The organism is Vreelandella sp. ssv (assembly GCF_059448525.1).
The window spans coordinates 2,907,503-2,930,173 of sequence record NZ_CM182545.1 but is presented as its reverse complement, the minus strand read 5'-3'; the positions used below and the strand labels follow the sequence as shown (position 1 = coordinate 2,930,173).

Below are 22,671 nucleotides of genomic sequence, written 5' to 3'. Positions count from 1 at the left end.
GGTGCTCGACGGCTGAGTGTGGCATCCTCTCCAGCGACCAAGACAATAAGGCATAAAGCCGTCGACTAGCGTTTTCACTGGGAGTTGTTCCATGACGATTATGATTATCGGGCTGCTGATTTTTTTAGGCAGCCACTCTGTACGTATTTATGCTGAAGACTGGCGTCAGCAGCAGGTTGCGAAACACGGCGAAACCACTTGGAAAGTAGCCTATTCAGCGGTATCGATCGTTGGCCTGGCCATTGCGATTTATGGTTTTGGACAGATGCGCCTCAACCCCATTGATGTTTGGTATCCCCCGATGGGCATGCGTCATGCCGTCGCGCTGCTGATGCTGCCTGCCTTTATCATGCTAGCAGCGGCGTATGTTCCTCGTAATGCGATTAAGGCCAAGCTTGGCCACCCGATGATGTTGTCAGTAAAAATTTGGGCGCTTGCTCACCTGCTGGCCAACGGGCGCTTAGGCGATATTATCTTTTTTGCTGCCTTTCTTATATGGGCTATCCTGGCGTTTAAAACCGCCAAAAAGCGCGATCGTCTAACGCCGCCTGCGCCCGTTAGTACCACTAAAATGGCCACTATTGTTACCGTATTAATAGGCCTGGTAGCGTATGTTGTATTTGCCTTTTACTTGCACGCAGCGCTGATTGGCGTCCCTGTATTTAGCTAATCTTTGTTCAGCCCTCAAATAGGAGCCAGTCCATGGCCGAAACTGCACACTCCATGCCGACGACAATGGCCGCCATGCTTTTGATGGGACACGGTGATATCGAAAAGCTGGAATACCATCAGGATGTCGCCACGCCGCAGCCCAAGGCAGGCGAAGTGTTGGTTCAGGTAACCGCGACAGCGAAGAACAACACCGACCGAAAAGCCCGCGAGGGTTTATACCCCACTAAAGATAAGGCTGAGGTCACTTCGTTTGCTATGGGGGGGACGCCGACCCTTACCTTCCCACGGATTCAAGGCGCCGACGTAGCTGGCCGCATAGTGGCGGTCGGGGAGGGCGTTGACGCCGAGCGCATTGGCCAGCGAGGGTTACTCGATTTTAATATCTACGCTGATGAGCGCCGCGATATTAACCTAACCCCAGACTACTACGGCCATGGAGCCGACGGCGGGTATGCCGAGTATATCGCCGTGCCTGCTGATCAGTTTTATCATGTGCCGAACCCAGAACTGCAGGATGCCGAGCTGGCTTCAATGGGTATGTGCTCGTATCAAACCGCCTACCACATGATGACGGCCGCTAAGGTAAGTGCCGGAGAACGCGTACTCGTCAGTGGTGCCAGCGGCGGTGTAGGCACTGCGCTGATTCAGCTCTGCCGGATTGTGGGCGCTATTCCTTATGCGGTTAGCCAACTAGACAAAGCCGAGGCGTTGAAAACGCTAGGTGCAGAAACGGTGATTGACCGGGGCGACTTGCCAACGTTTGTTGACCGGGTGCTGGAAACGACGGGCGGTAAACCTATCGATGCGGTGATGGATTTGGTGGGTGGTGAGATGACTAACCTGTTTATCGACACCATGATTGTTGATATGCAGGGCCGTAAGAGCTATCCGCGCCTCTCTATTGCCGGCGCCAGCGGTGGTAATCTTAGCGAAATGATGTGGACCCGTGTTTATCTTTATCAAGTGCAGATATTTGGCGTTTCCCACGGCACCCGTGAAGAGGCTGAACAGCTGGTAGCATGGATTCGCAGCGGTGAGTTAAAGCCTGTACTGCATGCAGCGTTTAAGCTTTCCGAGCTACATGATGCCGAGCGCTACTTCGTCAATCGGGGCAGCAACTATCTGGGCAAAATTGTGCTTGTTCCCGATGCTCAGTGGGCATCTCACGGTGCGCCGTTCGCGCTTGAAAATTCCTCTTCTACCACCGAGGAGCGCCGCTAGTGCATAACCTTCACACGATCCAGCTTATGGATACCCATGCCGGTGGCGATGTCAGCCGTATTGTTACCGGAGGTATTGACCTGCTACCGGGCGCCACTGTGCGCGAGCAGATGGAGTACCTGCGTGACGATGCCGACGGTTTGCGTCGATTGCTGCTGGAAGAGCCCTACGGCATTCCGGAAATGTCGGTGGATTTATTGGTACCTCCCAGCCACCCGGAAGCGGTAGCGGGCTATATCATTATGGAAGTGATGGGGTACCCCATTTACTCTGGCTCCAACACGCTGTGTACCGCAACGGCGGTACTGGAAAGCGGCATTGTGCCCAAGCAGGAAGGCATACAGCGCTTTAAGCTGGAAGCGCCTGCAGGCTTAGTGCAAATCGAAGCCAAGGTGCACAACGGCGTAGTGGAGTCAGTCACCTGTGGCGGCTTGCCCAGCTATATCGACACCTATCGGGATACGATTAATGTACCGGGTATTGGTGACGTCACCTATTCCATCGCCTACAGCGGTGGTTTTTACGCCTTGGTCGATGCCACAGAGCTGGGTTTTAGGCTGGTGCGTGATGAGGAGCGCGCACTTTCGGAGTGTGCCTATAAAATTGTCGAAGCAATTAAGGCCAAGCGAGGCTTTTCCCACTACACCCTGGGCGATGTAGGGCCGCTGCCATTTTTGCACTTTATGGGGCCTGAGGAGCAAGTAACGGAAGGTTATATACGCTCACGCTCGACCACCTATGTGCACCCAGGCGTTATTTGCCGTAGTACCACAGGCACCGGCACCTCAGCCCGCCTGGCGTTGATGAATTATGAAGGGCGGCTGAAGATAGGCGATAAATTAGAGACGGTGTCACTGCGTGAGACGGGGTTTATCGGTACCTTTATTGGCACTCATCAAGAGGGTGCTTATCAGGTAGTGGAAAACACCATTACTGGTCGCAGTTATGTACTGGCGCATTCGGATATTGTTATCAACTGCGATGACCCAATGGTAGCTTGCGGTGAGCTGCATCATATATTGAGCGACCGTCATCAGCCGACGGCACTGTCATCAGAAACCTAATCATCAAAAACCTAGTCAGTAGAATCCTGGCCATTACACACATAACCTTCGCTTTCCAGGCGTTCCCATATCGGGGCTTTCTCGGCCTCGGTCATGCTTCCCCAACAGGCAATTTCATCCAACGTACGACCACAGCCTTCGCAAATCGACGTTGAGGGTTCGATCTGACAGATTTGCACGCACGGTGACACTGGTCGCGCGGCGTAAGAGGTGGAGCGTATCGTCATTGGATGAGGCCTTCGGAACAAATTCGCGTATTAAGAGGCAGGCACTTTACCACGTAGCGATTTGATCTTGCCTTTGCGGGTTTTGTGATCGACGCGGCGGCGCTGGGAGCCTTTAGTCGGCTTGGTGGCACGGCGCACTTTTTGCGGTTTGGTGGCACTCTGGATCAGCTCTTTTAAACGTGCCAGCGCATCTTCTTTATTGAGCTCAAGCTTGCGATGACTTTGGGCTTTAATAATCACCACACCCTCTTTGCTGATGCGTTGATCCGAGAGCGCCATCAAGCGCTCTTTATAGAGGGGTGGTAGCGTGGAGCTAAGGATATCGAAGCGCAGGTGTACCGCTGAGGCGACTTTATTGACGTTCTGACCGCCCGCACCTTGGGCGCGAATCTGGCTGATATCAATTTCCCAGTCAGCGAGGGTAACGTTGCTAGAAATGGTGAGCATTAATGGCCCCTGTGTGACTCGTGAACCCATAAGGCTAGCACAATTGGCACAGAGGCCTCTATTTAGCGCGCTCTATTAACTCGCTAAATTATTGACTGGCCGACCATCTATATAGTCCTGCAGATTGCTAAACGCATCGCCAAAGTAGAGCTCGTAGCTATCTTTTTCCACATAGCCAAGGTGTGGCGTAGCGACGAAATTGGGCAGTGCCAGCAGTGAGTTTTCTAACACAGGTTCTGCATCGAAGACGTCTACTGCTGCCTGACCTGGGCGGCCAGCTTGAAGTGCCTGCTCAAGTGCGCCTGGCACCACTAACTGAGAACGGCTAGTGTTTACCAGCAGTGATGTAGGCTTCATTTGGGCGAGGGATTCAGCGCTGACGATGTCGCGGGTATCATCGTTCAAGCGAAGGTGCAGGCTCAGAACATCTGAGCGTTGAAACAACGCTGCCTGGCTTTCGGCCACTTCAAGTCCAGCAGCGGTCGCGCGCTGGCGGGTGCCTTCCCGGCCCCAGACCAGTACATTCATTTCAAACGCCTGACCATAGCGTGCTACCAAGCTGCCGATTTTCCCATAGCCAAAGATGCCTAGCGTACGCCCTTTAAGGCCCGTGCCTAACGTGCGCTGCCAACGACCCGCTTTCAGGTTCTCAACCTCTGCCGGTATATGACGCATAGCCGCCAGCACCAACCCCCAGGTTAATTCTGCTGCGGCGTAGGGCGAGCCAGTGCCCGCCATCACGGTAACGCCGTGGCGACGGCAAGCCTCCATATCCACATGCGCCGCACCGCCCCCCGTCTGGCTAATAACTTTCAGGTTGGGCAGGCGCTCCAGCAACGCCGCGGTAATCGGGGTACGTTCGCGAATCAGCACTAACGCCTCGGCGTCCTGAAAACGCGCACTTAGCGCGTCCAGGTCGGTAAGAGTGTCGTGATAGATCGTTACATCGTGGCCTTCTAGCTGTTTGAAGGCGTCTAAGTTGCGCACACAGTCCTGATAATCATCGGGAATAGCAATTTTCATTGAGTCGATTCCTTAGCTGGGCAGAGATACGCTTGTCCTATCATTACGATTCAGGTGGTATTGCCATGCAAACAGCCCCGCGATAAGCACAATGCCGACTACATCGGTTATCACCATGCCGTTAATCAGCATCAGCGCTGCCGCCAGTAACAGTCCGCGTTCCAGCCAACTGCACGGACGTAAGAAGAAACCGATTGTCGATGCCGCTAGCGCCACTATGCCTACCACGCCAGAGGCCACAGCGAGAGCAATTTCAAGCGGAGTACCATTGCCTAGCAGCGGAGGGTGGTAGATAAACATAAAGGGAATCAAGAAGCCGCCAAGGGAGATTTTCGTCGCCGTCAGGGCAGTTTTGAACCAGTGTGAACCAGCAATGGCACCACCGATATAAGCCGCTAACGCAACGGGTGGTGTGACCCCCGAAAGAATCGCAAAGTAGAGGATAAACAGGTGCGCTGAAAGACTGGGTAAGCCCGCTTCAATGAATGCCGCGGCCACTACAGACGCCGCCAGCATATAGGCTGCTACTGTCGGTAGGCCCATGCCTAGAATAATCGCGACGACCATGGCCAGCAGCAGGGTAACCAATACATCGCCGCCGCTGACGACAAGAATCACCGATGAGACTTTCAGGCCTAAACCGGTAAGGCTGATCACCGAGGCAATAATCGCAACGCTACCGATGATAACGGCGATCATAGCAGCGGTCATGGCACCTGCTTCCAAGGCAGCAGGGATCGACTTCAAACGATCCATAAAACTGCCTGGGCTACGCCAGGAGAAGAGGTAGATCAGCAGTGCGGTGAAATACGCGGCTACAGCGGCGGTAGTCGGGGTGTAACGCAGCACCAGCATAGTGATCAGTACGATAATCGGTAGCAGCAGCGTTTCAATATTGAACAGGCCTTCGCGTAACGTCGGGCGCTGATCTTTAGGTATTGGGTTTAGTCCCAGACGCTTAGCTTCAAAGTGAACGCTCATCCAGATGGCGAGATAGAAAAGCAGCGCGGGAATAAGAGCAGCACCAATGATTTCGAGATAGCTAACAGAAATAACGTCGGCCATGACAAACGCAGCCGCGCCCATGATGGGAGGCAAAATTTGTCCACCTGTAGAGGCCGAAGCCTCAGTGGCTGCCGCAAAGCGAGGGCTATAGCCGCTTTTTTTCATCAACGGAATGGTGAACACGCCCGTGGTGGCCACGTTGGCAGCGGTACTGCCGCTGATGCTACCAAACAGGGCGCTACATAGGGTGGCGGCTTTAGCCGGACCACCTGCCATACCGCCCGTCACAGAGTTAGACAACCGCATAAAAGTATCGCCACCACCTGTCGTTACCAGTAGCGCACCAAACATAATGAACACCACAATCACCGTCGAGGAGGTACGCATCAAACTGCCGTAGATACCCGTCGGGCTCATATAGAAAGTGGCCACCAAGTCTGCCCAGCCAAATCCCCCATGACCCCAAATACCCGGCAAGTGGTTACCAAAATAGGCATAGGAGAGGGCAATAAGTACCAAGATAGGGAATGCTAGTCCAATGGCACGTCGGCAGGCCTCGAGGAGAAGCAGAATTGCCAATAAGCCAAACACCAAGTCATAGGTGGTCGGCATTAGATAGCCAAGCTCATAAATAATGCGATCAAACTGCATGATGTAATAGCCACTCACTGCGACCGCAAGCACTACCGGAATGACATCAAACCAGGGGAGACGCTGGTTATCCTTTGCGCGACAGGAGTAGCCCAAGAAAATTAACGGCAGTGCGAATAGCAGGTGAATGGCGTTTTGGGTATTCACTGCCCCTGTTATTGCCGCGTAGAGGTGGAAAACCGCCATCGCCACCGCGATTAGACGCATCACTAAAAACCAGAAGCCCGTTAGCTGACGCTTACCCGAATCTTCCGAATATTTTTCAACAATTTTATTACTTTCAAGGGTATCCATCGGATGGCTCCCACGCCACTTTGCTGTTAGGCAATTACTATGGGCGTGTCAAAAATGAGGTGTTAATGAGGGGATGGCATTAAAACACTCGCAGACAAATGGATGCCTACGAGTGTAAGCAGCTGTTAGCGTGCTTCGGGAGGAATAACGTCTTCAGGAATCTCAAGACCCAGTTCCTGGTAATAGCGCAACGCACCCGCGTGGATCGGGAAGGTGGCATTATCAATGACGTCTTGTGGGGTCATTCCTTTTGCAGGCGCAAAAGACGCCGAAACTTGATCATGATTTTCCCAATAGGCTTGGGTGATGTCATAAACAATATCGTCATCTAGCGTGCTATTGGCTGACACGCCCATATAGATACCTAACGACGTTGCTTCATCCATGCCACGGTAAGTGTCCGCAGGGATGATTGATGGCGATAAGAAGGGAAGCTCTGCGGTGACAGTCTCAAGCTGCTCTTCTGAAAGTGACAGAAGCTGCAGAGGGCGAGATGAGTGAACTTCAGTGAACGCAGGAATAGGCGGGATGCCATTATAGCTGAAACCGACTAAACGACCGTCGATCACACCTTCTGCCGCATCATCGATGCGCATGCGCTGAAAGTCGGGTTCAACCCCTAGAATATCAAACACTAATTCGGTGATGTACTCGCCGCCGCCGCCAATACTGCTGGGATTAAAGCGCTTACCAGCAAGGTCTTCAAAAGTGTTGATCTCAGCATCTTGGCGCACTGCCCAGTGCATGGTGGAAGGCGCGATCCAGTACACTAAGCGTACGTTTTCGTTAGGCGTGTCTTCAAAGCGGCCAATACCGTTGTACTGCTCATAGCCTACCAGAGCTTCAGTAAAAGCAAGATCCAGTTCATCGCGCCCTAAACGAATAGCATTTTCACGGGTGCCGCCAGTCTCGCGTACGGTAATTTCGTAAGGTGTATTGGCACTGATAACCCGCGCGCCTTCGGAAATACCGAAGAACCAACCGGTGCCAGTGGGAACAGCACCAATATTCAAAGCATCTTCCTGGGCCTGTACAACGGCGCTGGTAAGCGTACCGAATGCCAGGATGGAAGCAGGAATAAGCAGACGTGATTTTTGAGCAAAGTATTTCATTATTATTACCTCAAGCATTGGAATGCTTTTATTGTCATGATTGTCATGGACGGTTTGTTGTTGTGATCAAACGGTGTATTACATAACCACCTCCAGACTATAAATACCCGTTGTCACCGCATTTGGGTACTGGTGATTGATGAACCTGCTTTCGTGAACCGAGAAGGCAGGCATAAAGTTAACGCTAAATCAAAGAAGCTTTTAAAGCCATGTCACTCTTTTCTATTGCTGGCTGTTGCTTAGAATTATTCGAAGATTCAATTAGATGATCCACAAAAAGCCTGGCTGCCATCGAAATTCGATCGATGTTATTGACGTAAATACACAGCGGTCGTTTTGCCCAGTCATCTCGAATAGGCAGTACACGTACTTGTAACCCCCCCACGTATTGACGAATGGCGCCTCTCGGAACTACCCCGATCCCTAACCCTGCTTGAACCATCAAGCACAACGCGTCGTAGCTTGTGACTTGAATGCGCAGTCTTAACGGTCTGTTGGCTAAGCTGGCGGCCTTTAAGAGCTGGAGATTGATAGCGCTTGAAGAGTGTAGCCCAACATAGGCGTGTTCTAGGCTGTCGCGAAAATCGATGGCATCGCGGTTGGCAAGAGGATGGTTTAACGGCGTGACAAGCACCAGCTCATCGGTGTGGTAAGGCAGCTCAGCTAAGTCATAGCCATGAGGGAGTTTGGCGCATATACCAATATCCGCCCCGTTCGCCATAATTTCCCGGGTAATCACTGGGCTGACTTTTTCTTCGAGTTGCACTCCAATATCGGGATGTTTTTCGAAAAATGCCTGGGTCTCGCCGGGTAAGTACTGAGTGATGGCGGACATATTGGCAAAAATGCGAATAATGCCGCGCTCACCGCTAGTGTAATCACGCATCTGTAGATCTAAGTCTTCCAGGTTATGCAGCACTCCACGGGACAAGTGCAGCAACGCGTTACCTGCTGGTGTTAACTCTACGCCTCGGTTATTGCGGTGTAACAGCGGCGTACTGAAATGCGACTCAAGCTCACTTAACCGCTTGCTAACCGCAGAAGTTGCAATGAACTCAGCATCAGCTGCACCGGTTATGGTGCCCATCTCTGCTACCCGCACAAATAGCCGTAAAGACGTGGGGTCGAGTTTCATTTTGAACTCCTATTTTATGGCAAGAGTACCCACCTGGATGAGCAATATACAAATTATTGTATGCAACTAGGCTCGATTTTTGACAAATGTAGGCCTATATTGGCCATCTGCGCAACAAGTCGTACACAATTAGCTTGACGACCTTAGTCGTTAGGATCCAATTAAATACGCATCAGCAGTGATATAAACCAAGTCGCTGGAACGTTCTGGAGTGTCGTTATGACTGCAGCCGACCGTGTTTACCACATCATCAAGCAGCGCATCCTCAATGGTGGCTACGCTGCGGGTAGCTATGTACGTGAAGCGGCTATCGGAGAGGAGCTTGATTACAGCCGCACCCCCATTCGCGAAGCATTGCGTCGTTTGGTATCCGATGGCTGGGTTGAAGCTATTCCCCACCATGGCGCTCGTGTGGTGGGTTGGACACAGCATGACGTGGAAGAAGTGTTTGAATTGAGAGTCTTGCTAGAGCCCCAGGTGGTGAGACGGGCCGCTAAACGTATTGGCGAGGCACAACTCTCCACGCTGAGTCATTTTGCCGATCAAATGGAAATACTTTGCCAGCAGGATGATGAGCGGGCGGTGGATGAAATCGCCGTGCTTAATAATCAGTTCCACGCTGAACTGGTGACGGCGGCGGATAGCCCCCGCCTCCAACGATTATTAGAAACGATTGTGCAAGTGCCGGTATCTCGGCGCAGTTTTCACCATTACACCCGTGAGGAGCTGCTGGGCAGTATGCAGCACCATCGAGAAATTATTCGTGCCTTGCAACACGGCGATGGTGAGTGGGCGGCTGCCATTATGCGTGCGCACATATTAGCGGCACGAACTGCACAAATGCGCCAAAAACAGCCCGACAATAAAGTTGAAGTCGCGCATCGGTTTAGTAAGGAATTGTTAATTAGTTAGTAAGACTAATAATTAAAAAGAATCATTGAAAACAATATGGTTAGTCGCTTTTCTCTTTAATGATAATAAAAAACATTAGGACTTCATCTATGACTTCTCAAGCCTCCCCTGTAGCCCCTCTTAACTTAGCTCAAAAATTGATCAGTGATCATTTGGTCAGCGGTGAATTGCTTCCTGAGAGCGAAATTGCCCTGCGCATCGACCAAGCGTTGTTGCAGGACGTGCTTGGTACTTTAGTGATGCTCGAGCTTGAAGCTATGGGCATTGACAGGGTGCACACTCAGCCGAGCGTTCAGTATATCGATCACGGACTTGTCCAAGCCGATAACCTCAATGCCGAGACCTATCTATTTCTAAAGAGTGCCTGTGAACGCTTTGGCGTTTGGTACTCAGGCCCTGGCAATGGCATTAGCCACCCCGTGCATATGGAAAATTTTGGTGTGCCTGGCCAGTCGCTGGTCGGTTGCGACAGCCATACGACTTCGGCGGGTGCATTGGGAATGCTGGCCATCGGTGCAGGTGGTATTGAAGTCGCTATGGCAATGGCCGGTGAGCCGCTGTATATCACCATGCCGCGGATTTGGGGCATCCGCCTGGAAGGGCGTTTGCCAGACTGGGTATCGGCTAAAGATGTGGTTCTGGAGCTGCTTCGTCGACATGGCGTGTCGGGCGGCAAAAATAGCATTCTCGAATTCTATGGCCCAGGACTTGATGAACTCTCGACCATGGATCGTCTAGTCATCGCCAATATGGGCACTGAAATGGGGGCCACGACCAGTGTGTTTCCTAGTGATGATAGTACGCGACGCTTTATGGCAGCCCGGGGACGCGAAGGCGATTGGCAGCCGTTCGCAGCAGACCCCGGTTGCCATTACGATGTGGAAGAGGTGATCGATTTATCCACGCTGGTGCCGCTCATTGCACTGCCTTCTAGCCCCGATAAGGTCGTGCCTGTGAGTGAAGTCGTCGGACAGCCGTTGCACCAAGCTTATATTGGCTCGTCGGGTAATCCTGGTTATCGTGACTTTGCTATCGTGTCGAGCATGGTAAAAGGGCGCTCGGTGGCAGACGGCATATCGCTGGACATCAATCCCTCGTCGCGCCAAGTACTTTCCACTTTGATTCAAGAAGGCTATTTAGGTGAGTTAGTGGCTAGTGGTGCACGCTTACACCAAGCTGGCTGTAACGGCTGTATTGGAATGGGGCAGGCACCTGCCGTAGGGCGCAACAGTTTACGTACGGTACCGCGTAACTTTCCCGGCCGGTCCGGCACGCGAGAAGACAGCGTCTTTTTATGCAGTCCAGAAACAGCTGCTGCCTCAGCGTTGGCTGGGGTGATCAGCGATCCTCGTAATATGCAAATGGACTATCCGCGTATTAGTGAGCCTGACGCTATGGTGGTTAATCGCGATGTCTTTACGTCGCCACTGCCGCTTGAGCAAGCCCGCTTAACGCCGCTACAAAAAACCGACAACACACCTGCACTACCGACACTCCACCCGCTACCCGATCGTTTGGAGATCCCCGTGTTGCTCGTCACGGGCGATAACATCTCAACCGATGACATCATGCCTGCTGGTCAGCGCGTAATGCCGTACTGGAGTAGCATCTATGCTTCCGTACCTTTTACCTTTGAAGCCGTCGATGCTGAGTATTCACAGCGTGCGGAGGCAACGCGTAACTTAGGGGGGCATATTATTGTGGGGGGGCATAACTATGGCCAAGGCTCTAGCCGTGAGAATGCCGCTCTTGTGCCTCGTTACCTTGGCTTACAGGCTGTATTGGCAAAAAGTTTTGCACGAATCCACTGGCAAAACTTAATCTGTTTTGGCGCACTGCCGCTGACATTTATCAATGAAAATGATGCTGAGCGGTTAGCTCCGGGCGATAGCGTTGTGATTGAGAACGTGCATACGCAAATAGCAAATGGCCCTACGCTAGAGGCAGAAATAGTCGGCAAAGGCATAATTAGCCTCCATCATGGGCTGAGTGAGCGTCAGCGTGAGCTTTTGCGGGTAGGTGGTGTAATTAATCATCTCAAAGCACGCCAAGCCTAAGCCCGTCTATCATGTACAAGCGTATCTATCATGAATAAGCAGTGAGACCGATTGGACAACAGCCATTTCACGACTGAAGAGCAAGCCAAAATGAGCGATTACCTATTAGATGAATCCCTCTTAAGCCCCGGTGTCATTTATCGTTTGTTATCCGGTGCTGTGTGCCCACGGCCTATTGCCTGGGTATCTACCCAGGATAAGCATGGAAATGCTAATTTAGCGCCGTTTTCTTTCTTCAACGTTGCGAGTGTAAACCCACCCGTGCTGGCGTTTTCGCCACTGCTTAATGGCAGCGGTGAGCTGAAAGACACGGTGCGTAACCTAAATGAAGTCGCAGAATGTGTTGTACATGTGGGGAGCGAAGCGTTGATTGAAGCGCTTAACACCACCAGTGCCAGCCTGCCGCCAGGAGAGGATGAGTTTACCCTGGCCGGGCTTGAAAAAGCTGATATGCCGGGCGTTAGCGTTCCGCGGATTGCCAACGCCCCCGTCGCGTTTGGTTGCAAACTCTACGATATGATTCGATTTGGCGACCAACCGTTGGCCGGCACATTAGTGCTGGCGCAAGTGGTCTCTATTCATATCGATGACACTCTTTGGGACGGCCGCCATATTGATATGGATAAGCTCAAACCCGTGGGTCGCCTAGCGGGCAGCGATTACATCCGAATCAGTGACCGCTTTGCTATTGAGCGCCCCGATTAGAAGTGTTTAGCCTGTTTAAGGTGATGATTAGTAATACTAATTTTGATTTCATGACCAATAATTGCCAAGTCGTTACAGTTGGCCAACAATAATTACTCAGTAATTAACGATAATTAATCTTTAGTCGTATATTCTCCTGCCGATAGTAAGGGGTAACGGATCGGTAATGTAAAAAACAGGCCATGGTTCCCATTGTCTGTTTTCAACATGCCATTTATCGGGTGGAGAAGTGATCTAGCGAGTAAGGAGCAGATCAATGCGACGATTGGGAACGCTATTGTTACAAAAAGGGGTGTTAAAAACTCCGCTATTAAAAGTAACTTTATTCGCCGGGCTATTGGTGTCACCGCTGGCCCAGGCGGAGCTTACTTTTGGTATTGTCGCTCCTTCCAGCGGTGGTGCAGCGCCACTTGGGCTGGGCATGCAAAAAGGGATAGAGACCTACTTTGCCGAGGTGAACGTGGCGGGTGGTGTTAATGGTGAAACGCTGGCGTTGCTTGCGCGGGATGATCAGTACAAACCGCTGCAAGCTGCCAGCAATACCCGAGAGCTTATTCAAGAAGATGAAGTGCTGGCTGCGATTGGCAACGTCGGCACCCCGACGGCTACCGTTACCATTCCCATTTATAACGAATATAAGACCCTTCTTTACGGGGCGTTTACTGGTGCAGGGGTGTTGCGCCGGTCACCGCCTGACCGCTATGTGATCAATTACCGAGCTAGCTACGTACAAGAAACCGCCGCAATGGTGGACGGGCTCTTGGAAGCAGGTATTTTACCCGAAGAAATTGCCTTCTTTACCCAAAACGATAGCTTTGGTGATGCAGGATACAACGGCGCCACAAAAGCATTAACCGATCATGGAGTGAATAATATTGCAGCGCTGGCCCATGGCCGCTTTACTCGTGGTACCCGTAATATTCACCAGGGTTTAGCGACCATTCTGGAAGCACCGGTGACACCCCGTGCCGTTATCATTGTCGGTACCTATGGCCCCGCTGCTGATTTCATTCGTGAAGCGAAAAATGACCTCCCTGACGCGGTGTTTCTGAACGTCTCCTTTGTGGGCAGCCAAGCGCTAATGGATGAACTTGGCGATCTGGCAGAAGGTGTCATTATTACTCAGGTAGTACCGCCGCTAAATGCCGACCTGCCTGCCGTTGAGTCCTATCGGCAAGCGCTGGCAACCCATGCGCGCGGTAGCGAACCAGACTTTATTTCCCTCGAAGGTTACCTCGCCGCAAAGCTGTTTGTTGAGGGTGTTAAGGCTGCAGGCTCAAACCCGGACCGTGAAGCTATCGTGGATGGCTTGCTCGGCCTGGGAGATATCGACATAGGCTTAGAAGAGCCGCTCAGCTTGGGACGAAATGACCACCAAGCTAGCGATGCGGTGTGGCCAACCATTATCACTAACGGCCGTTTCGAGTCGGTGGAGTGGGCGAGCCTGTTGCCATAACGGTTACGTTACTAAAGCTGATGTTACCTGTAAGACCCTGACACAAGTGAAAACAGATAATGAAAAAAACGTTAAGTATTAGAGCCATGCTGATCAGCCTGTTTTTAGCGGCAGTGCTGGGCGCCGTGGTGCTCGCGGCAACAGGTTGGACCACTAACCAGCGGTTAATCGACTCGCAGCGCTATATAACCGGTGAAGTTTTACCCCTTCAGGGTGCCAGCCGGGACATGGTGCTAACGATGGGGGCGTTTGGTCAACGTCACGCGGATTTACTGGCCGCAGAAAATGCCACCAGCCTAGATGACGTCACCACACAAACCGCATTAGATGAACGCTTTCGCGATGCACGAGGGGAACTTAGTGGTGTTGATCAATCTGAAGGTTTGAGTGAACTGGACAGTCATTATCAGGCGTTGCTAGACGGTGATACTTCGCTGGAAGCGGTGCGCCGAGAAGAGCTGAGCTTACAAACTCAGATGGCCGAGCGTATTGGTGCTATGCAAGCGCTGATTAGTCAAGTGATGCTAAGTGCCGAAGATATGGCCGGGCGCACGGCACTGGCCCAAGTGCGTAGTGACCGGGAGCAACGCGAGTTAATGGAAGCCTGGCGTGAAGATGGCATGACCACGCTGCCTACCCAGTTGCTTGATAATATGTTTGCCCCACAAGCGGATATTGGACGCTTAAGCGGTAACGCGCGCATGGCATTAGCGCAGTTATCTGACCTTGGTCGCCAGATGATGCAAACGAATAGCGCCGATGCGCTGGTCAATTTGCGTCACAATGAAATTGCCCAGCAGGTTGGGCTAGCTAGGCAGTCATTGGCAGCGATCGCAGATGCACCCAGCACTGAAGTAGAGCAGCGCGAACTCATCAATGACTTAGATAATGTCATTGTGGAGCTGGATGGGTTGATGGTGTCTGATGACAACGCTGTGTATGAGCTTCGCTTGCAACAACTCGCGTTACACGCGCAAGTGCAAGCGGCGCTGGAGAATGTTGCCCAAGCCATGAATCAGATGCGTGGGGCGCTGACCGATGTTGAAGCCTACACCGTGGATCAAGCGGACAGTGCCGCTACTCAGGCAGAGGCGCTAGCCAATGCGGGCCGTTCGTTACTGATTATAGTGACCCTGGTCGTGATTGTATTACTGGCGATCTTTGGCTGGCGCACTCTGGTTCGCGTACTGGGACCACTCGTGGCAATGCGTCGACAAATGGAAGATATCAGCGGTGCAGCTGGAGAGGGTGCCGACCTTTCAATGCGACTTGAGCTAAAGCGTAATGATGAAGTGGGCCAGACCGCTCAAGCATTTAACAACATGATGGATACCTTTGAAGGTATGGTGGCGCAAATTCGTCAAAGCGCCGAAGCGATTGCAACCAGCAGTCGTCAAATTGCCGCCGGGAATGAAAACCTCTCTCAGCGCACCGACCAGCAAGCGGCCTCGTTAGCTGAAACGGCCTCAAGTCTGGAGGAAATCACCGCGACTGTTAAGCAAACGGCTGAATACGCTGATCAGGCCAAAGATGCCAGCGGTAATGTTGACCAGCGCGCCCGCGCCGCTGGCGATGTTTCAACGCGCACGACGGCAGCAATGGGAGATATCCGCGAGGCTAGTGAAAAAATCACCTCCATCATTAAAGCAATCGACGATATTGCCTTTCAAACCAATTTGCTCGCGCTAAACGCTTCCGTTGAAGCCGCCCGGGCAGGCGAGCAGGGGCGTGGATTTGCAGTGGTGGCGCAAGAAGTGCGCAAACTCGCCGGACGCAGCGCTGAAGAAGCGGCCCAAATTCGTCATTTGGTCGACGACAGTGTCGCCAAGGTGAGCGAGGGCGAGCAGCTTGTAAGCGCCTCAAGCAAACACCTGCAGGAAATCATTGATAGCCTGGGTGAGGTGACGCGCTATGTTACTGAGATTGCAGGGGCGACCCATGAGCAATCCGCCGGTATTGATCAGATCAACCAGGCGATTTCGCAGTTGGATCAAGTGACGCACCAGAATGCGCAGTTGGTGCAAGAAGCGACCACCGCCAGCCATACGCTGGATGATCGTGCCGGGGATATGCATGCACTGGTAGGTCGCTTCCGTGTCAGCGACACGGCAGGACAGCGACATCTAGCTCTTCCACAGAAGGAAGAAATTATCTAGTAGTAAGCAATTACTACCTGTTGTCGTAAAGCGCTTGCTAGTCTCATTTAACACGCCTCGCGTGTGCTCACATACTCGATCGATAACCATAAGATAGATAAGAGGAGCACTGAGATGAGCAGCAAGCGCATTTTAATGATCACCGGCGACTTCACTGAAGATTATGAAACCATGGTGCCATTCCAGGCACTGATGGCAGTTGGCCACCGTGTTGATGCTATCTGCCCTGGGAAAGCCTCGGGTGACACCGTGGCGACCGCGATTCATGACTTCGAAGGTGATCAAACCTATTCCGAAAAGCCCGGCCACCGCTTTGCATTGAATGCCGATTTCGCCAGCACTAATCCCGCTGATTACGATGCCTTGGTAGTTCCTGGCGGCCGCGCACCTGAATATCTTCGCTTGAACAAAGAGGTGCTAACCATGGTTCAGCACTTTTTTGAGACCAACAAACCCGTGGCTGCGATTTGTCACGGTGCTCAACTACTCGCCGCTGCAAAGGTGCTGGAAGGAAAGCAGTGCTCCGCTTACCCGGCCTGTCAGCCGGAAGTAGAGCTTGCGGGTGGTCACTTTGCCGACCTGGAAGTGACCGATGCAGTCACCGATGGCAACTTGGTTACCGCTCCCGCATGGCCTGCCCACCCGGCCTGGCTTGCGCAGTTTATGACGCTACTGAATAAGTGAGACTGACCGCGATAACCCAACTACATTTACGCCCAGCTTCCCGCTGGGCGCTCTGATTTGCTGTGCCAATAATTGCCGCTATGCTAATAATTCGAGTGGATGCGAATACGCCGAGAGACAATACCCATGTGTAAACTCTTTATTCAAGCCGACCCTGAATTGTGGCGAAGTGCAACTCACTCCCTGCGTATCGATGGCATGGTGACCAGCGTGCGAATGGAGAATTATTTTTGGCACATTCTCGAAGAGATCGCCCAGCGCGATGGTATGAACACGGCTCAGATGATTACCCGGCTGTATCACGAATCTATCGATGCAGGGCACGATTTGGGTAACTTCACTTCGTTTTTGCGGGTGTGCGCACTGCGCTATCAAGCGCTTCAATTAACGGGCGATATCCCTACGCAACACCAGGTGCCCATCGCAACGCTGGACGCTGAGCACATTTTAGCTCGCGAGGGCGGCCGCAGGCCTGGTTCACTGCATTAACAGGCTATTCAAAGACGCTTGAAAACGCGTTTAGTAAGCGCCTTATTCAAGCCGAGCTTCCAGCGCACTTAAAAACGCTTCAATGCGCGCCGCGTTGGTGCCCACATCGCTGGCGCCCAGGCGCGATGCAGAACGCATATCTACCTGCACACCGTTGTCGACTTCTGTTAAGCGAATAACCACGTCGTCTTCAAAACCGAACCAGCGGGTCGTTGCCGTGGCTTCTATGCGATTGCCGGTGATGCGGGCAATGCGCCAGCCAGCTTCTTCCGCTTCTGCTTGAGCAGCTGCGAGAACGGTTTGTGGCGTTTCATCGATAACCAATGGTCCAACGTTAGGGTATGCCGCGCGTTGCTGTTGGGCGGTGGCTTCGCCTGAGTAGTCGACCCCGTTTGGTGCTACCCGACGTGCCTCGGCTAGGGCTTCAAAAGCAGGCGGAGTCTGCGTATCGGTTGTTATATCATGAATAGCAGGCACCTCTTGAGCGCGTTGCCAATGTTGCCAGGGCACAAAAAGCAGCGCCGCGGCACCGATGATGACAAGGGAAGCCACTAAGGCAGAGGTAAAACGGCGAGCAAACATGCCCCACAGTAGTGCGATAACACTGAAGGCCACCGCACCGCCCGCAACGTAAACGCCGTTGCGCAACCAGTTAAACGCCTCGCCTAGGCTGATGAGTTCGCTTCGATAAGCAGGTCCCGCACCTGCCATCATCAATGCCGCTGCTGCGAGCAGTAGAATAGCTAAGCCAGCCAGCACGCTTGGCCATCGGCCACCGCGGGGGCTTGGTACTTTTAATTGCGATGTCATGTTCTCTCCTGATCACTCCCTATGCCGCTATCCTTTTCAGCTATTCTTAGCACAAATGCTACTTCAATAGCCAAATTAAGGAGTTTCAGATGCTAAAGGGCAGTTGCCTCTGTGGCAGGGTCGCCTATCAGTATGACGGAGAAATGGAAGAGATATCGATATGGCGTTGCAAACAGTGCCAAAAAGCCCACGGTAATGCGTTTGTGAGTTCCAGGGCGTCATGATTTAGTGTTGACGATGACTTGCCGAAATTTGAGCGTTTTAAAACCTGATCAGAGAATGTTTATGAGTGATAACGATGCTGCTCTTCGTCAGTTACTGCATAGCGTGCCACGTGATGCCCTGCCATTGACCTATCAACAGGTGGCTACCGAGTTGGGGCTAACGCCGCCGCGCACCATTGGGCAAGTGACCCAGGCACTTGAGCAGTTAATGCGTGAAGACGCCGCGCAACACACTCCTTTCATTGCTGCCTTGGTGGTTAGCCGCCGGGGCGAGGCGTTACCCGCTACGGGCTTTTTTGAGTTAGCTGTTGCTTTAGGCCGCTTCCCCAAAGACCCGACCCTCCATGAGTCTGCTTACCGGGCCGAGTTTCAGCGCGCCCTAAACGGACGCGGCAATCACCATCGTTAAGTTTCGCCGCGCTGGCTGGGCGTTTTACGCAGCGGGTCAAGCAGCGGGCCAAGCCCGTTATGATCGATTTCATGCATGAGATGCAATAGCTGACCAATCTCACTAGCTCGAAATCCCTCCCGGGCAAACCAGTTTAAATAGGGGCCTGGAAGATCCGCTATAAGGCGGCCTTCATACTTGCCAAAGGGCATAGTGCGCGTTACCAACTTTTCCAGATCCTCTGGTTTCATGCATTGACTCCTTTGATCTTAAACCAAACACTTTAGGTGCCATTATCGGGGTGCTGGGCGATTTCGCCAATCAATTGAGTAAGCGCTTTTGCGGGTTCGCTCAAATGACCACTGGTAGGATGAATCAGTCCTATATCGCGGTGAAAGGTGCGCTCGCCTAAATCAATGGCACGTACTCCAGTTGGCCAGCGATGCTGCGCAAATGCCTGGGGAACCAGGGCTACGCCTACGCCTTTGGCAACCAGTTTAATAATCGCTTCAAGTTCATCAACTTCGCATACTTCCCGCACGTTGCAGTGATTGGCGCGTAGAAAACGATCGACCTGACGTCCGCCAAAGGAGGCGCGATCGTAACGAACAAACGGCTGACGGGTGACCAGTTCACGCCATTGATCACCGTTAATAGACTCCGGAACGATCAGCCGAAAAGGCTCGTGGGCCAGGGGTGTCCAGCGCAGATCGCTGTGCAATGAAAAGGGCGGGCGAATAATCACCGCCATATCCAGCTCGCCAGCGTCGACTTGATTCACGAGTTCCATGGAAAGCCCCGGTACTACACGCGTGCGGCACTCGCCATAGCGGTGATGAAAGCGCGCCAAGGCATCGGGGAGTAGTGACCGCTGTATGGAAGCAATCGAGCCAATGTTGATTCGTTGCGTGGCTGGTTGTCCGGCAGTAGCCGCTCCCAGCGTGCTATAAAGCGTCAGCAGGGCATGAGCTTGCCTCAGTGTTTCTTGCCCGCGCTGGGTCAATATGGCGGCACGCCCTTTACGTTCAAACAGGGCGATACCCAGCTCTGCCTCGAGACGTTTCATTTGTGCGCTGACCGCCGCCTGAGTCAGGCCAATTTTATTACCTGCCGCGGCAAAGGTGCCTTCCTGTGCTACCGCAATCAGCGTTTTCAGCTCGCGGATCATTGATCAATCCTTTTTGTGAATCAGCCAAATAGTTATTGATTTTATTTTCCCATGCGCCGCCCTAGGATGAATACAGCGTGGCAGCATAAAGTGCCATTCAACCCCCTAAAAGCCTAATAAGCTGGAGATGACAATGAGCCTTTCACCCTTTCATTTGGCTATTCCTGTTTACGATGTAGCACTGGCACGGGCGTTTTATAACGATGTGTTCGGCTTGGAAGAGGGGCGTTCCAGCGAGCAGTGGGTCGACTTTAATTTCTTCGGCCATCAGTTAGTGATTCATGAGCAACCCAAAACACCGGGCCAAGAGAGTGCCCACACTAACCCGGTAGACGGGCACAACGTACCGGTGCCGCACTTCGGTGTGATTTTAGAGTGGGATGAGTGGGAAGCCCTAGCTGAGCGTCTGAAAGCACGCGATACGCAGTTTGTGATCGAACCCTATGTTCGCTTTAAAGGTGAAGTGGGTGAACAGGCCACCATGTTCTTGCTCGACCCCTGCGGAAACGCCCTAGAATTTAAGGCGTTTAAAGACATGAGCCAGGTGTTTGCCAAGTAAAAGCTGCATTGAATCTCGTTTTAAGCGCGTAATGCCTGCTCTTGACGGCGATGCTGAAGCGGGGTATCGCCAAAGTAGCGCTTATAGTCGCGGCTAAACTGAGGCACGCTGCGGTAACCCACCGCCGCAGCGGCCTGATTAACGTTGTGATTATCCTGCAGCAGTAACTGCTGCGCTTTGATTAAGCGAAGCCGTTTCAAATACTGGGCCGGGGACGAGCGAGTAATCTGCTTAAAGTGCTGGTGAAACGTCGACGCACTCATATTGGCCTGTGCAGCCAGCTGTTCCACGCTGAAGTCCTGGGCAACGTTAGCATGGAGTTTGGAAAGCACCTGCACAATGCGTGAATAGCTGCCATGGCCCAATACCAGTGCCCTCAAGGCTTGGCTTTGCTCTCCCTTTAGCGCCTCAAAAACCACATCACGGATACGTGCTGTGCCCATCGTGTTGCACTCTACCGCTATATTTAGCGTGCGTGCCAAGCGCAAAACGGCGTCCTGCATGCCCTCTGTCATGGCTACTGAAGCCATTGGCAACGGTGCTTGGTCGTGATGTCCGGTATCACCCATGGCTGTGACCATCTCGCTTAACAGTGCCGGATCCAGGCGTACCGATATGCCCAGCAGCGGGGCTTCCGGTGAGCCGTAGGTTTCACACTCAAAGGGCAGTGGTAGCGTTTGGACTAAATAGTGACCGGGGTCGTAATAGATTTCGCGATCACCTAGATAACCCACTTTGCGTCCCTGGGCAATGATGGTCAGGCTTGGCTCGTAAAGAAGCGGTGTCCGAACCTGATGGCGGCTTAAACAGAGCAATGACACGCCCGGCAGCGGGGTGTCACTGATACCATCACGCTTAATGAGAGGGGCGATAACAGCAGCCAGCGCATTGCCAGCCTGAGCGGTTGAGGCCATAGTCGTTCTCTCTAGTTTCTGGTGGCTATTGTATAATCATAACGATTTTTGGCTTTTTTTTGTTATTTTATTACGTGCTATCGGAGTAATTGGCAAAAATGGCGTAGCTTCGTTCATCGCTATCCTCATGGATTAGGCCAATACTATCGACATACCTCGCACGCGAGGTTTACTGCTGATTTTGAAAGCAGTCTTTTAGGTCTAGTTGTAAAGATAAGAGGGAGTCCTACCGATGAACCAAGCCAAATCCTATGCGGCATTTGCTGCTGACAAACCGTTAGCACCGTTCAACTTTGACCGTCGCCAGCCGCGCCCCGATGACGTAGCGATTGAGATTCTTTACTGCGGCGTTTGCCACAGTGACCTGCACTTTGCGCGTAACGATTGGGGCATGAGTCAGTACCCCGTCGTGCCCGGCCATGAAATTGTCGGACGCGTGACCGCTGTCGGCGATAAAGTATCGCGTTTTAAAGCCGGTGATCTAGTAGGGGTCGGTTGCATGGTCGATTCATGCCGTACCTGTGCCGCCTGCAAAGATGGCGTAGAACAGTACTGCCTGGAAGGCTTTACCATGACCTACGGTAGCGAAGATCGTCAGGATGGCACTATGACTCAGGGTGGCTACTCCGACTCTATCGTAGTGAGCGAGCACTTTGTGCTACAGATGCCTGATGGTATCGATCTAGCCTCAGCAGCGCCGATTCTCTGCGCCGGTGTGACAACCTATTCACCGCTCAAGCATCACGGTGTAGGCAAAGGCCATAAAGTCGGTGTGATCGGTATGGGTGGTTTAGGCCATATGGGCGTCAAACTGGCCAAAGCGCTGGGTGCTGAAGTTACGGTCTTTACTCGTTCCGACGCTAAAGTTGAAGAAGCGAAGCGCAACGGTGCTGATCACGTGGTAGTTTCCAGCGACCAAGCACAAATGGATGCCGTCGCAGAAACCTTCGACTTTATGCTCGATACCGTGCCCGTACAGCACGATCTTAACCCCTACCTAACGTCGCTGAAGTATGACGGTACGCATATCCTTGTTGGCTTATTGGAGCCCATTGAGCCTGCCATTGAGGCGTTCAACCTGGTCTTTAAACGTCGTGTGGTGGCCGGCTCGCTCATTGGTGGCATTGCAGAGACCGAAGAGCTGCTCAAACTGTGCGCTGACCAAGGCATTACCTGTGATATCGAGATGTTGGATATCAACAACATTAACGAAGGCTTCGAGCGCATGGAAAAAGGCGATGTACGCTATCGTTTCGTGATCGATATGGCGACGTTGAAAAACAGCGCTGCCTGATTTA

The 22,671-nt window shown here is 52.5% G+C and carries 24 protein-coding genes; 14 read left to right on the top strand and 10 right to left on the bottom strand.

Features of this window, described 5'->3' with window-relative positions; all coding sequences use genetic code 11:
* The first annotated feature begins 91 nt into the window (after positions 1-91).
* From AC5TBW_RS13395 to AC5TBW_RS13385, 3 genes are read left to right on the top strand one after another with little or no spacing between them, the layout of a single operon-like run.
* Positions 92-670 carry an NnrU family protein gene (locus tag AC5TBW_RS13395; RefSeq protein ID WP_495509034.1) on the top strand — a complete coding sequence of 193 codons (579 nt, stop codon included), beginning with the start codon at positions 92-94 and terminating at the stop codon, positions 668-670.
* Positions 671-702: 32 nt separating this feature from the next.
* The gene (locus AC5TBW_RS13390) at positions 703-1,893 is read left to right on the top strand and encodes an alcohol dehydrogenase catalytic domain-containing protein (protein ID WP_495509033.1); all 1,191 of its coding nucleotides are present in this window, start codon (positions 703-705) and stop codon (positions 1,891-1,893) included.
* Positions 1,893-2,957 (top strand): proline racemase family protein, encoded by a 1,065-nt coding sequence (locus AC5TBW_RS13385; RefSeq protein ID WP_495509032.1) that lies wholly within the window; start codon positions 1,893-1,895, stop codon positions 2,955-2,957. Before AC5TBW_RS13390 ends, AC5TBW_RS13385 begins: the two co-directional genes overlap by 1 nt.
* 11 nt (positions 2,958-2,968) lie before the next feature.
* Here AC5TBW_RS13385 and AC5TBW_RS13380 read toward each other — a convergent pair whose 3' ends face one another.
* From AC5TBW_RS13380 to AC5TBW_RS13355, 6 genes are all read right to left on the bottom strand, one after another.
* A complete protein-coding gene (locus AC5TBW_RS13380) occupies positions 2,969-3,184 on the bottom strand; it encodes a DUF1289 domain-containing protein (protein ID WP_495509031.1) in 216 nt (71 codons plus the stop codon).
* Between the two features lie 30 nt (positions 3,185-3,214).
* Positions 3,215-3,631: an alternative ribosome rescue aminoacyl-tRNA hydrolase ArfB gene (gene arfB / locus AC5TBW_RS13375; protein ID WP_035560043.1), complete on the bottom strand. Its 417-nt coding sequence runs from the start codon at positions 3,629-3,631 to the stop codon at positions 3,215-3,217.
* 75 nt (positions 3,632-3,706) lie between these two features.
* A complete protein-coding gene (locus AC5TBW_RS13370) occupies positions 3,707-4,654 on the bottom strand; it encodes a D-2-hydroxyacid dehydrogenase family protein (RefSeq protein WP_495509030.1) in 948 nt (315 codons plus the stop codon).
* Between the two features lie 12 nt (positions 4,655-4,666).
* Positions 4,667-6,604 (bottom strand): TRAP transporter permease, encoded by a 1,938-nt coding sequence (locus AC5TBW_RS13365; RefSeq protein WP_495509029.1) that lies wholly within the window; start codon positions 6,602-6,604, stop codon positions 4,667-4,669.
* A 125-nt stretch (positions 6,605-6,729) separates the two neighbouring features.
* Entirely contained in the window at positions 6,730-7,716 is a 987-nt protein-coding gene (locus tag AC5TBW_RS13360) for a TAXI family TRAP transporter solute-binding subunit (RefSeq protein WP_495509028.1), read from the bottom strand.
* A 184-nt stretch (positions 7,717-7,900) separates the two neighbouring features.
* A complete protein-coding gene (locus AC5TBW_RS13355) occupies positions 7,901-8,851 on the bottom strand; it encodes a LysR family transcriptional regulator (RefSeq protein WP_495509027.1) in 951 nt (316 codons plus the stop codon).
* Between the two features lie 219 nt (positions 8,852-9,070).
* On the opposite strand from AC5TBW_RS13355, the gene AC5TBW_RS13350 reads away from it, so the two are divergent.
* From AC5TBW_RS13350 to AC5TBW_RS13320, 7 genes are all read left to right on the top strand, one after another.
* Positions 9,071-9,763: a GntR family transcriptional regulator gene (locus AC5TBW_RS13350; RefSeq protein WP_495509026.1), complete on the top strand. Its 693-nt coding sequence runs from the start codon at positions 9,071-9,073 to the stop codon at positions 9,761-9,763.
* Positions 9,764-9,852: 89 nt separating this feature from the next.
* The gene (locus AC5TBW_RS13345; RefSeq protein ID WP_495509025.1) at positions 9,853-11,820 is read left to right on the top strand and encodes an aconitate hydratase; all 1,968 of its coding nucleotides are present in this window, start codon (positions 9,853-9,855) and stop codon (positions 11,818-11,820) included.
* Between the two features lie 90 nt (positions 11,821-11,910).
* Positions 11,911-12,525: a flavin reductase family protein gene (locus AC5TBW_RS13340; RefSeq protein WP_035560057.1), complete on the top strand. Its 615-nt coding sequence runs from the start codon at positions 11,911-11,913 to the stop codon at positions 12,523-12,525.
* Between the two features lie 256 nt (positions 12,526-12,781).
* Positions 12,782-13,981 carry an ABC transporter substrate-binding protein gene (locus AC5TBW_RS13335; protein ID WP_495509024.1) on the top strand — a complete coding sequence of 400 codons (1,200 nt, stop codon included), beginning with the start codon at positions 12,782-12,784 and terminating at the stop codon, positions 13,979-13,981.
* A 59-nt stretch (positions 13,982-14,040) separates the two neighbouring features.
* Entirely contained in the window at positions 14,041-16,137 is a 2,097-nt protein-coding gene (locus tag AC5TBW_RS13330) for a methyl-accepting chemotaxis protein (protein ID WP_495509023.1), read from the top strand.
* A gap of 114 nt (positions 16,138-16,251) precedes the next feature.
* Entirely contained in the window at positions 16,252-16,821 is a 570-nt protein-coding gene (locus AC5TBW_RS13325; RefSeq protein WP_495509022.1) for a DJ-1/PfpI family protein, read from the top strand.
* A 126-nt stretch (positions 16,822-16,947) separates the two neighbouring features.
* Positions 16,948-17,310, top strand: coding sequence for a ribbon-helix-helix domain-containing protein (locus tag AC5TBW_RS13320; protein ID WP_495509021.1), 363 nt, complete (start codon positions 16,948-16,950; stop codon positions 17,308-17,310).
* A gap of 42 nt (positions 17,311-17,352) precedes the next feature.
* Here the strand turns inward: AC5TBW_RS13320 and AC5TBW_RS13315 are convergent, their stop codons facing one another.
* On the bottom strand, positions 17,353-18,120 hold the full coding sequence (locus AC5TBW_RS13315; protein ID WP_495509020.1) for a DUF1499 domain-containing protein: 768 nt from the start codon (positions 18,118-18,120) through the stop codon (positions 17,353-17,355).
* Positions 18,121-18,209: 89 nt separating this feature from the next.
* Between AC5TBW_RS13315 and AC5TBW_RS13310 the strand changes: the two genes are divergently transcribed.
* Both AC5TBW_RS13310 and AC5TBW_RS13305 read left to right on the top strand, forming a co-directional pair.
* Positions 18,210-18,344: a GFA family protein gene (locus AC5TBW_RS13310; RefSeq protein WP_495509019.1), complete on the top strand. Its 135-nt coding sequence runs from the start codon at positions 18,210-18,212 to the stop codon at positions 18,342-18,344.
* Between the two features lie 61 nt (positions 18,345-18,405).
* Positions 18,406-18,753, top strand: coding sequence for a hypothetical protein (locus AC5TBW_RS13305; RefSeq protein ID WP_495509018.1), 348 nt, complete (start codon positions 18,406-18,408; stop codon positions 18,751-18,753).
* Here the strand turns inward: AC5TBW_RS13305 and AC5TBW_RS13300 are convergent.
* Positions 18,750-18,983, bottom strand: a complete 234-nt coding sequence (locus AC5TBW_RS13300) for a DUF3820 family protein (RefSeq protein ID WP_495509017.1) — start codon at positions 18,981-18,983, stop codon at positions 18,750-18,752. The two genes, AC5TBW_RS13305 and AC5TBW_RS13300, sit on opposite strands and share 4 nt — an antisense overlap.
* A 32-nt stretch (positions 18,984-19,015) precedes the next feature.
* On the bottom strand, positions 19,016-19,900 hold the full coding sequence (locus AC5TBW_RS13295; RefSeq protein WP_495509016.1) for a LysR family transcriptional regulator: 885 nt from the start codon (positions 19,898-19,900) through the stop codon (positions 19,016-19,018).
* Positions 19,901-20,033: 133 nt separating this feature from the next.
* On the opposite strand from AC5TBW_RS13295, the gene AC5TBW_RS13290 reads away from it, so the two are divergent.
* The gene (locus tag AC5TBW_RS13290; protein WP_071693883.1) at positions 20,034-20,459 is read left to right on the top strand and encodes a VOC family protein; all 426 of its coding nucleotides are present in this window, start codon (positions 20,034-20,036) and stop codon (positions 20,457-20,459) included.
* A 20-nt stretch (positions 20,460-20,479) separates the two neighbouring features.
* Here the strand turns inward: AC5TBW_RS13290 and AC5TBW_RS13285 are convergent, their stop codons facing one another.
* Positions 20,480-21,373, bottom strand: a complete 894-nt coding sequence (locus AC5TBW_RS13285) for an AraC family transcriptional regulator (RefSeq protein ID WP_495509015.1) — start codon at positions 21,371-21,373, stop codon at positions 20,480-20,482.
* Positions 21,374-21,605: 232 nt separating this feature from the next.
* On the opposite strand from AC5TBW_RS13285, the gene AC5TBW_RS13280 reads away from it, so the two are divergent.
* Positions 21,606-22,667 carry an NAD(P)-dependent alcohol dehydrogenase gene (locus AC5TBW_RS13280; RefSeq protein ID WP_495509014.1) on the top strand — a complete coding sequence of 354 codons (1,062 nt, stop codon included), beginning with the start codon at positions 21,606-21,608 and terminating at the stop codon, positions 22,665-22,667.
* Positions 22,668-22,671: the final 4 nt, after the last annotated feature.

What these genes read in the sequence shown, in the direction of transcription:
- AC5TBW_RS13305 (WP_495509018.1), top strand. Translation starts at nt 18,406, where the DNA reads ATGAGTGATAACGATGCTGCTCTTCGTCAGTTACTGCATAGCGTGCCA.
- AC5TBW_RS13280 (WP_495509014.1), top strand. Translation starts at nt 21,606, where the DNA reads ATGAACCAAGCCAAATCCTATGCGGCATTTGCTGCTGACAAACCGTTA.
- AC5TBW_RS13300 (WP_495509017.1), bottom strand. Translation starts at nt 18,983, where the DNA reads ATGAAACCAGAGGATCTGGAAAAGTTGGTAACGCGCACTATGCCCTTT.
- arfB (WP_035560043.1), bottom strand. Translation starts at nt 3,631, where the DNA reads ATGCTCACCATTTCTAGCAACGTTACCCTCGCTGACTGGGAAATTGAT.
- AC5TBW_RS13345 (WP_495509025.1), top strand. Translation starts at nt 9,853, where the DNA reads ATGACTTCTCAAGCCTCCCCTGTAGCCCCTCTTAACTTAGCTCAAAAA.
- AC5TBW_RS13390 (WP_495509033.1), top strand. Translation starts at nt 703, where the DNA reads ATGGCCGAAACTGCACACTCCATGCCGACGACAATGGCCGCCATGCTT.
- AC5TBW_RS13310 (WP_495509019.1), top strand. Translation starts at nt 18,210, where the DNA reads ATGCTAAAGGGCAGTTGCCTCTGTGGCAGGGTCGCCTATCAGTATGAC.
- AC5TBW_RS13350 (WP_495509026.1), top strand. Translation starts at nt 9,071, where the DNA reads ATGACTGCAGCCGACCGTGTTTACCACATCATCAAGCAGCGCATCCTC.
- AC5TBW_RS13330 (WP_495509023.1), top strand. Translation starts at nt 14,041, where the DNA reads ATGAAAAAAACGTTAAGTATTAGAGCCATGCTGATCAGCCTGTTTTTA.
- AC5TBW_RS13325 (WP_495509022.1), top strand. Translation starts at nt 16,252, where the DNA reads ATGAGCAGCAAGCGCATTTTAATGATCACCGGCGACTTCACTGAAGAT.
- AC5TBW_RS13355 (WP_495509027.1), bottom strand. Translation starts at nt 8,851, where the DNA reads ATGAAACTCGACCCCACGTCTTTACGGCTATTTGTGCGGGTAGCAGAG.
- AC5TBW_RS13395 (WP_495509034.1), top strand. Translation starts at nt 92, where the DNA reads ATGACGATTATGATTATCGGGCTGCTGATTTTTTTAGGCAGCCACTCT.
- AC5TBW_RS13370 (WP_495509030.1), bottom strand. Translation starts at nt 4,654, where the DNA reads ATGAAAATTGCTATTCCCGATGATTATCAGGACTGTGTGCGCAACTTA.
- AC5TBW_RS13340 (WP_035560057.1), top strand. Translation starts at nt 11,911, where the DNA reads ATGAGCGATTACCTATTAGATGAATCCCTCTTAAGCCCCGGTGTCATT.
- AC5TBW_RS13365 (WP_495509029.1), bottom strand. Translation starts at nt 6,604, where the DNA reads ATGGATACCCTTGAAAGTAATAAAATTGTTGAAAAATATTCGGAAGAT.
- AC5TBW_RS13380 (WP_495509031.1), bottom strand. Translation starts at nt 3,184, where the DNA reads ATGACGATACGCTCCACCTCTTACGCCGCGCGACCAGTGTCACCGTGC.
- AC5TBW_RS13360 (WP_495509028.1), bottom strand. Translation starts at nt 7,716, where the DNA reads ATGAAATACTTTGCTCAAAAATCACGTCTGCTTATTCCTGCTTCCATC.
- AC5TBW_RS13290 (WP_071693883.1), top strand. Translation starts at nt 20,034, where the DNA reads ATGAGCCTTTCACCCTTTCATTTGGCTATTCCTGTTTACGATGTAGCA.
- AC5TBW_RS13335 (WP_495509024.1), top strand. Translation starts at nt 12,782, where the DNA reads ATGCGACGATTGGGAACGCTATTGTTACAAAAAGGGGTGTTAAAAACT.
- AC5TBW_RS13295 (WP_495509016.1), bottom strand. Translation starts at nt 19,900, where the DNA reads ATGATCCGCGAGCTGAAAACGCTGATTGCGGTAGCACAGGAAGGCACC.
- AC5TBW_RS13320 (WP_495509021.1), top strand. Translation starts at nt 16,948, where the DNA reads ATGTGTAAACTCTTTATTCAAGCCGACCCTGAATTGTGGCGAAGTGCA.
- AC5TBW_RS13285 (WP_495509015.1), bottom strand. Translation starts at nt 21,373, where the DNA reads ATGGCCTCAACCGCTCAGGCTGGCAATGCGCTGGCTGCTGTTATCGCC.
- AC5TBW_RS13315 (WP_495509020.1), bottom strand. Translation starts at nt 18,120, where the DNA reads ATGACATCGCAATTAAAAGTACCAAGCCCCCGCGGTGGCCGATGGCCA.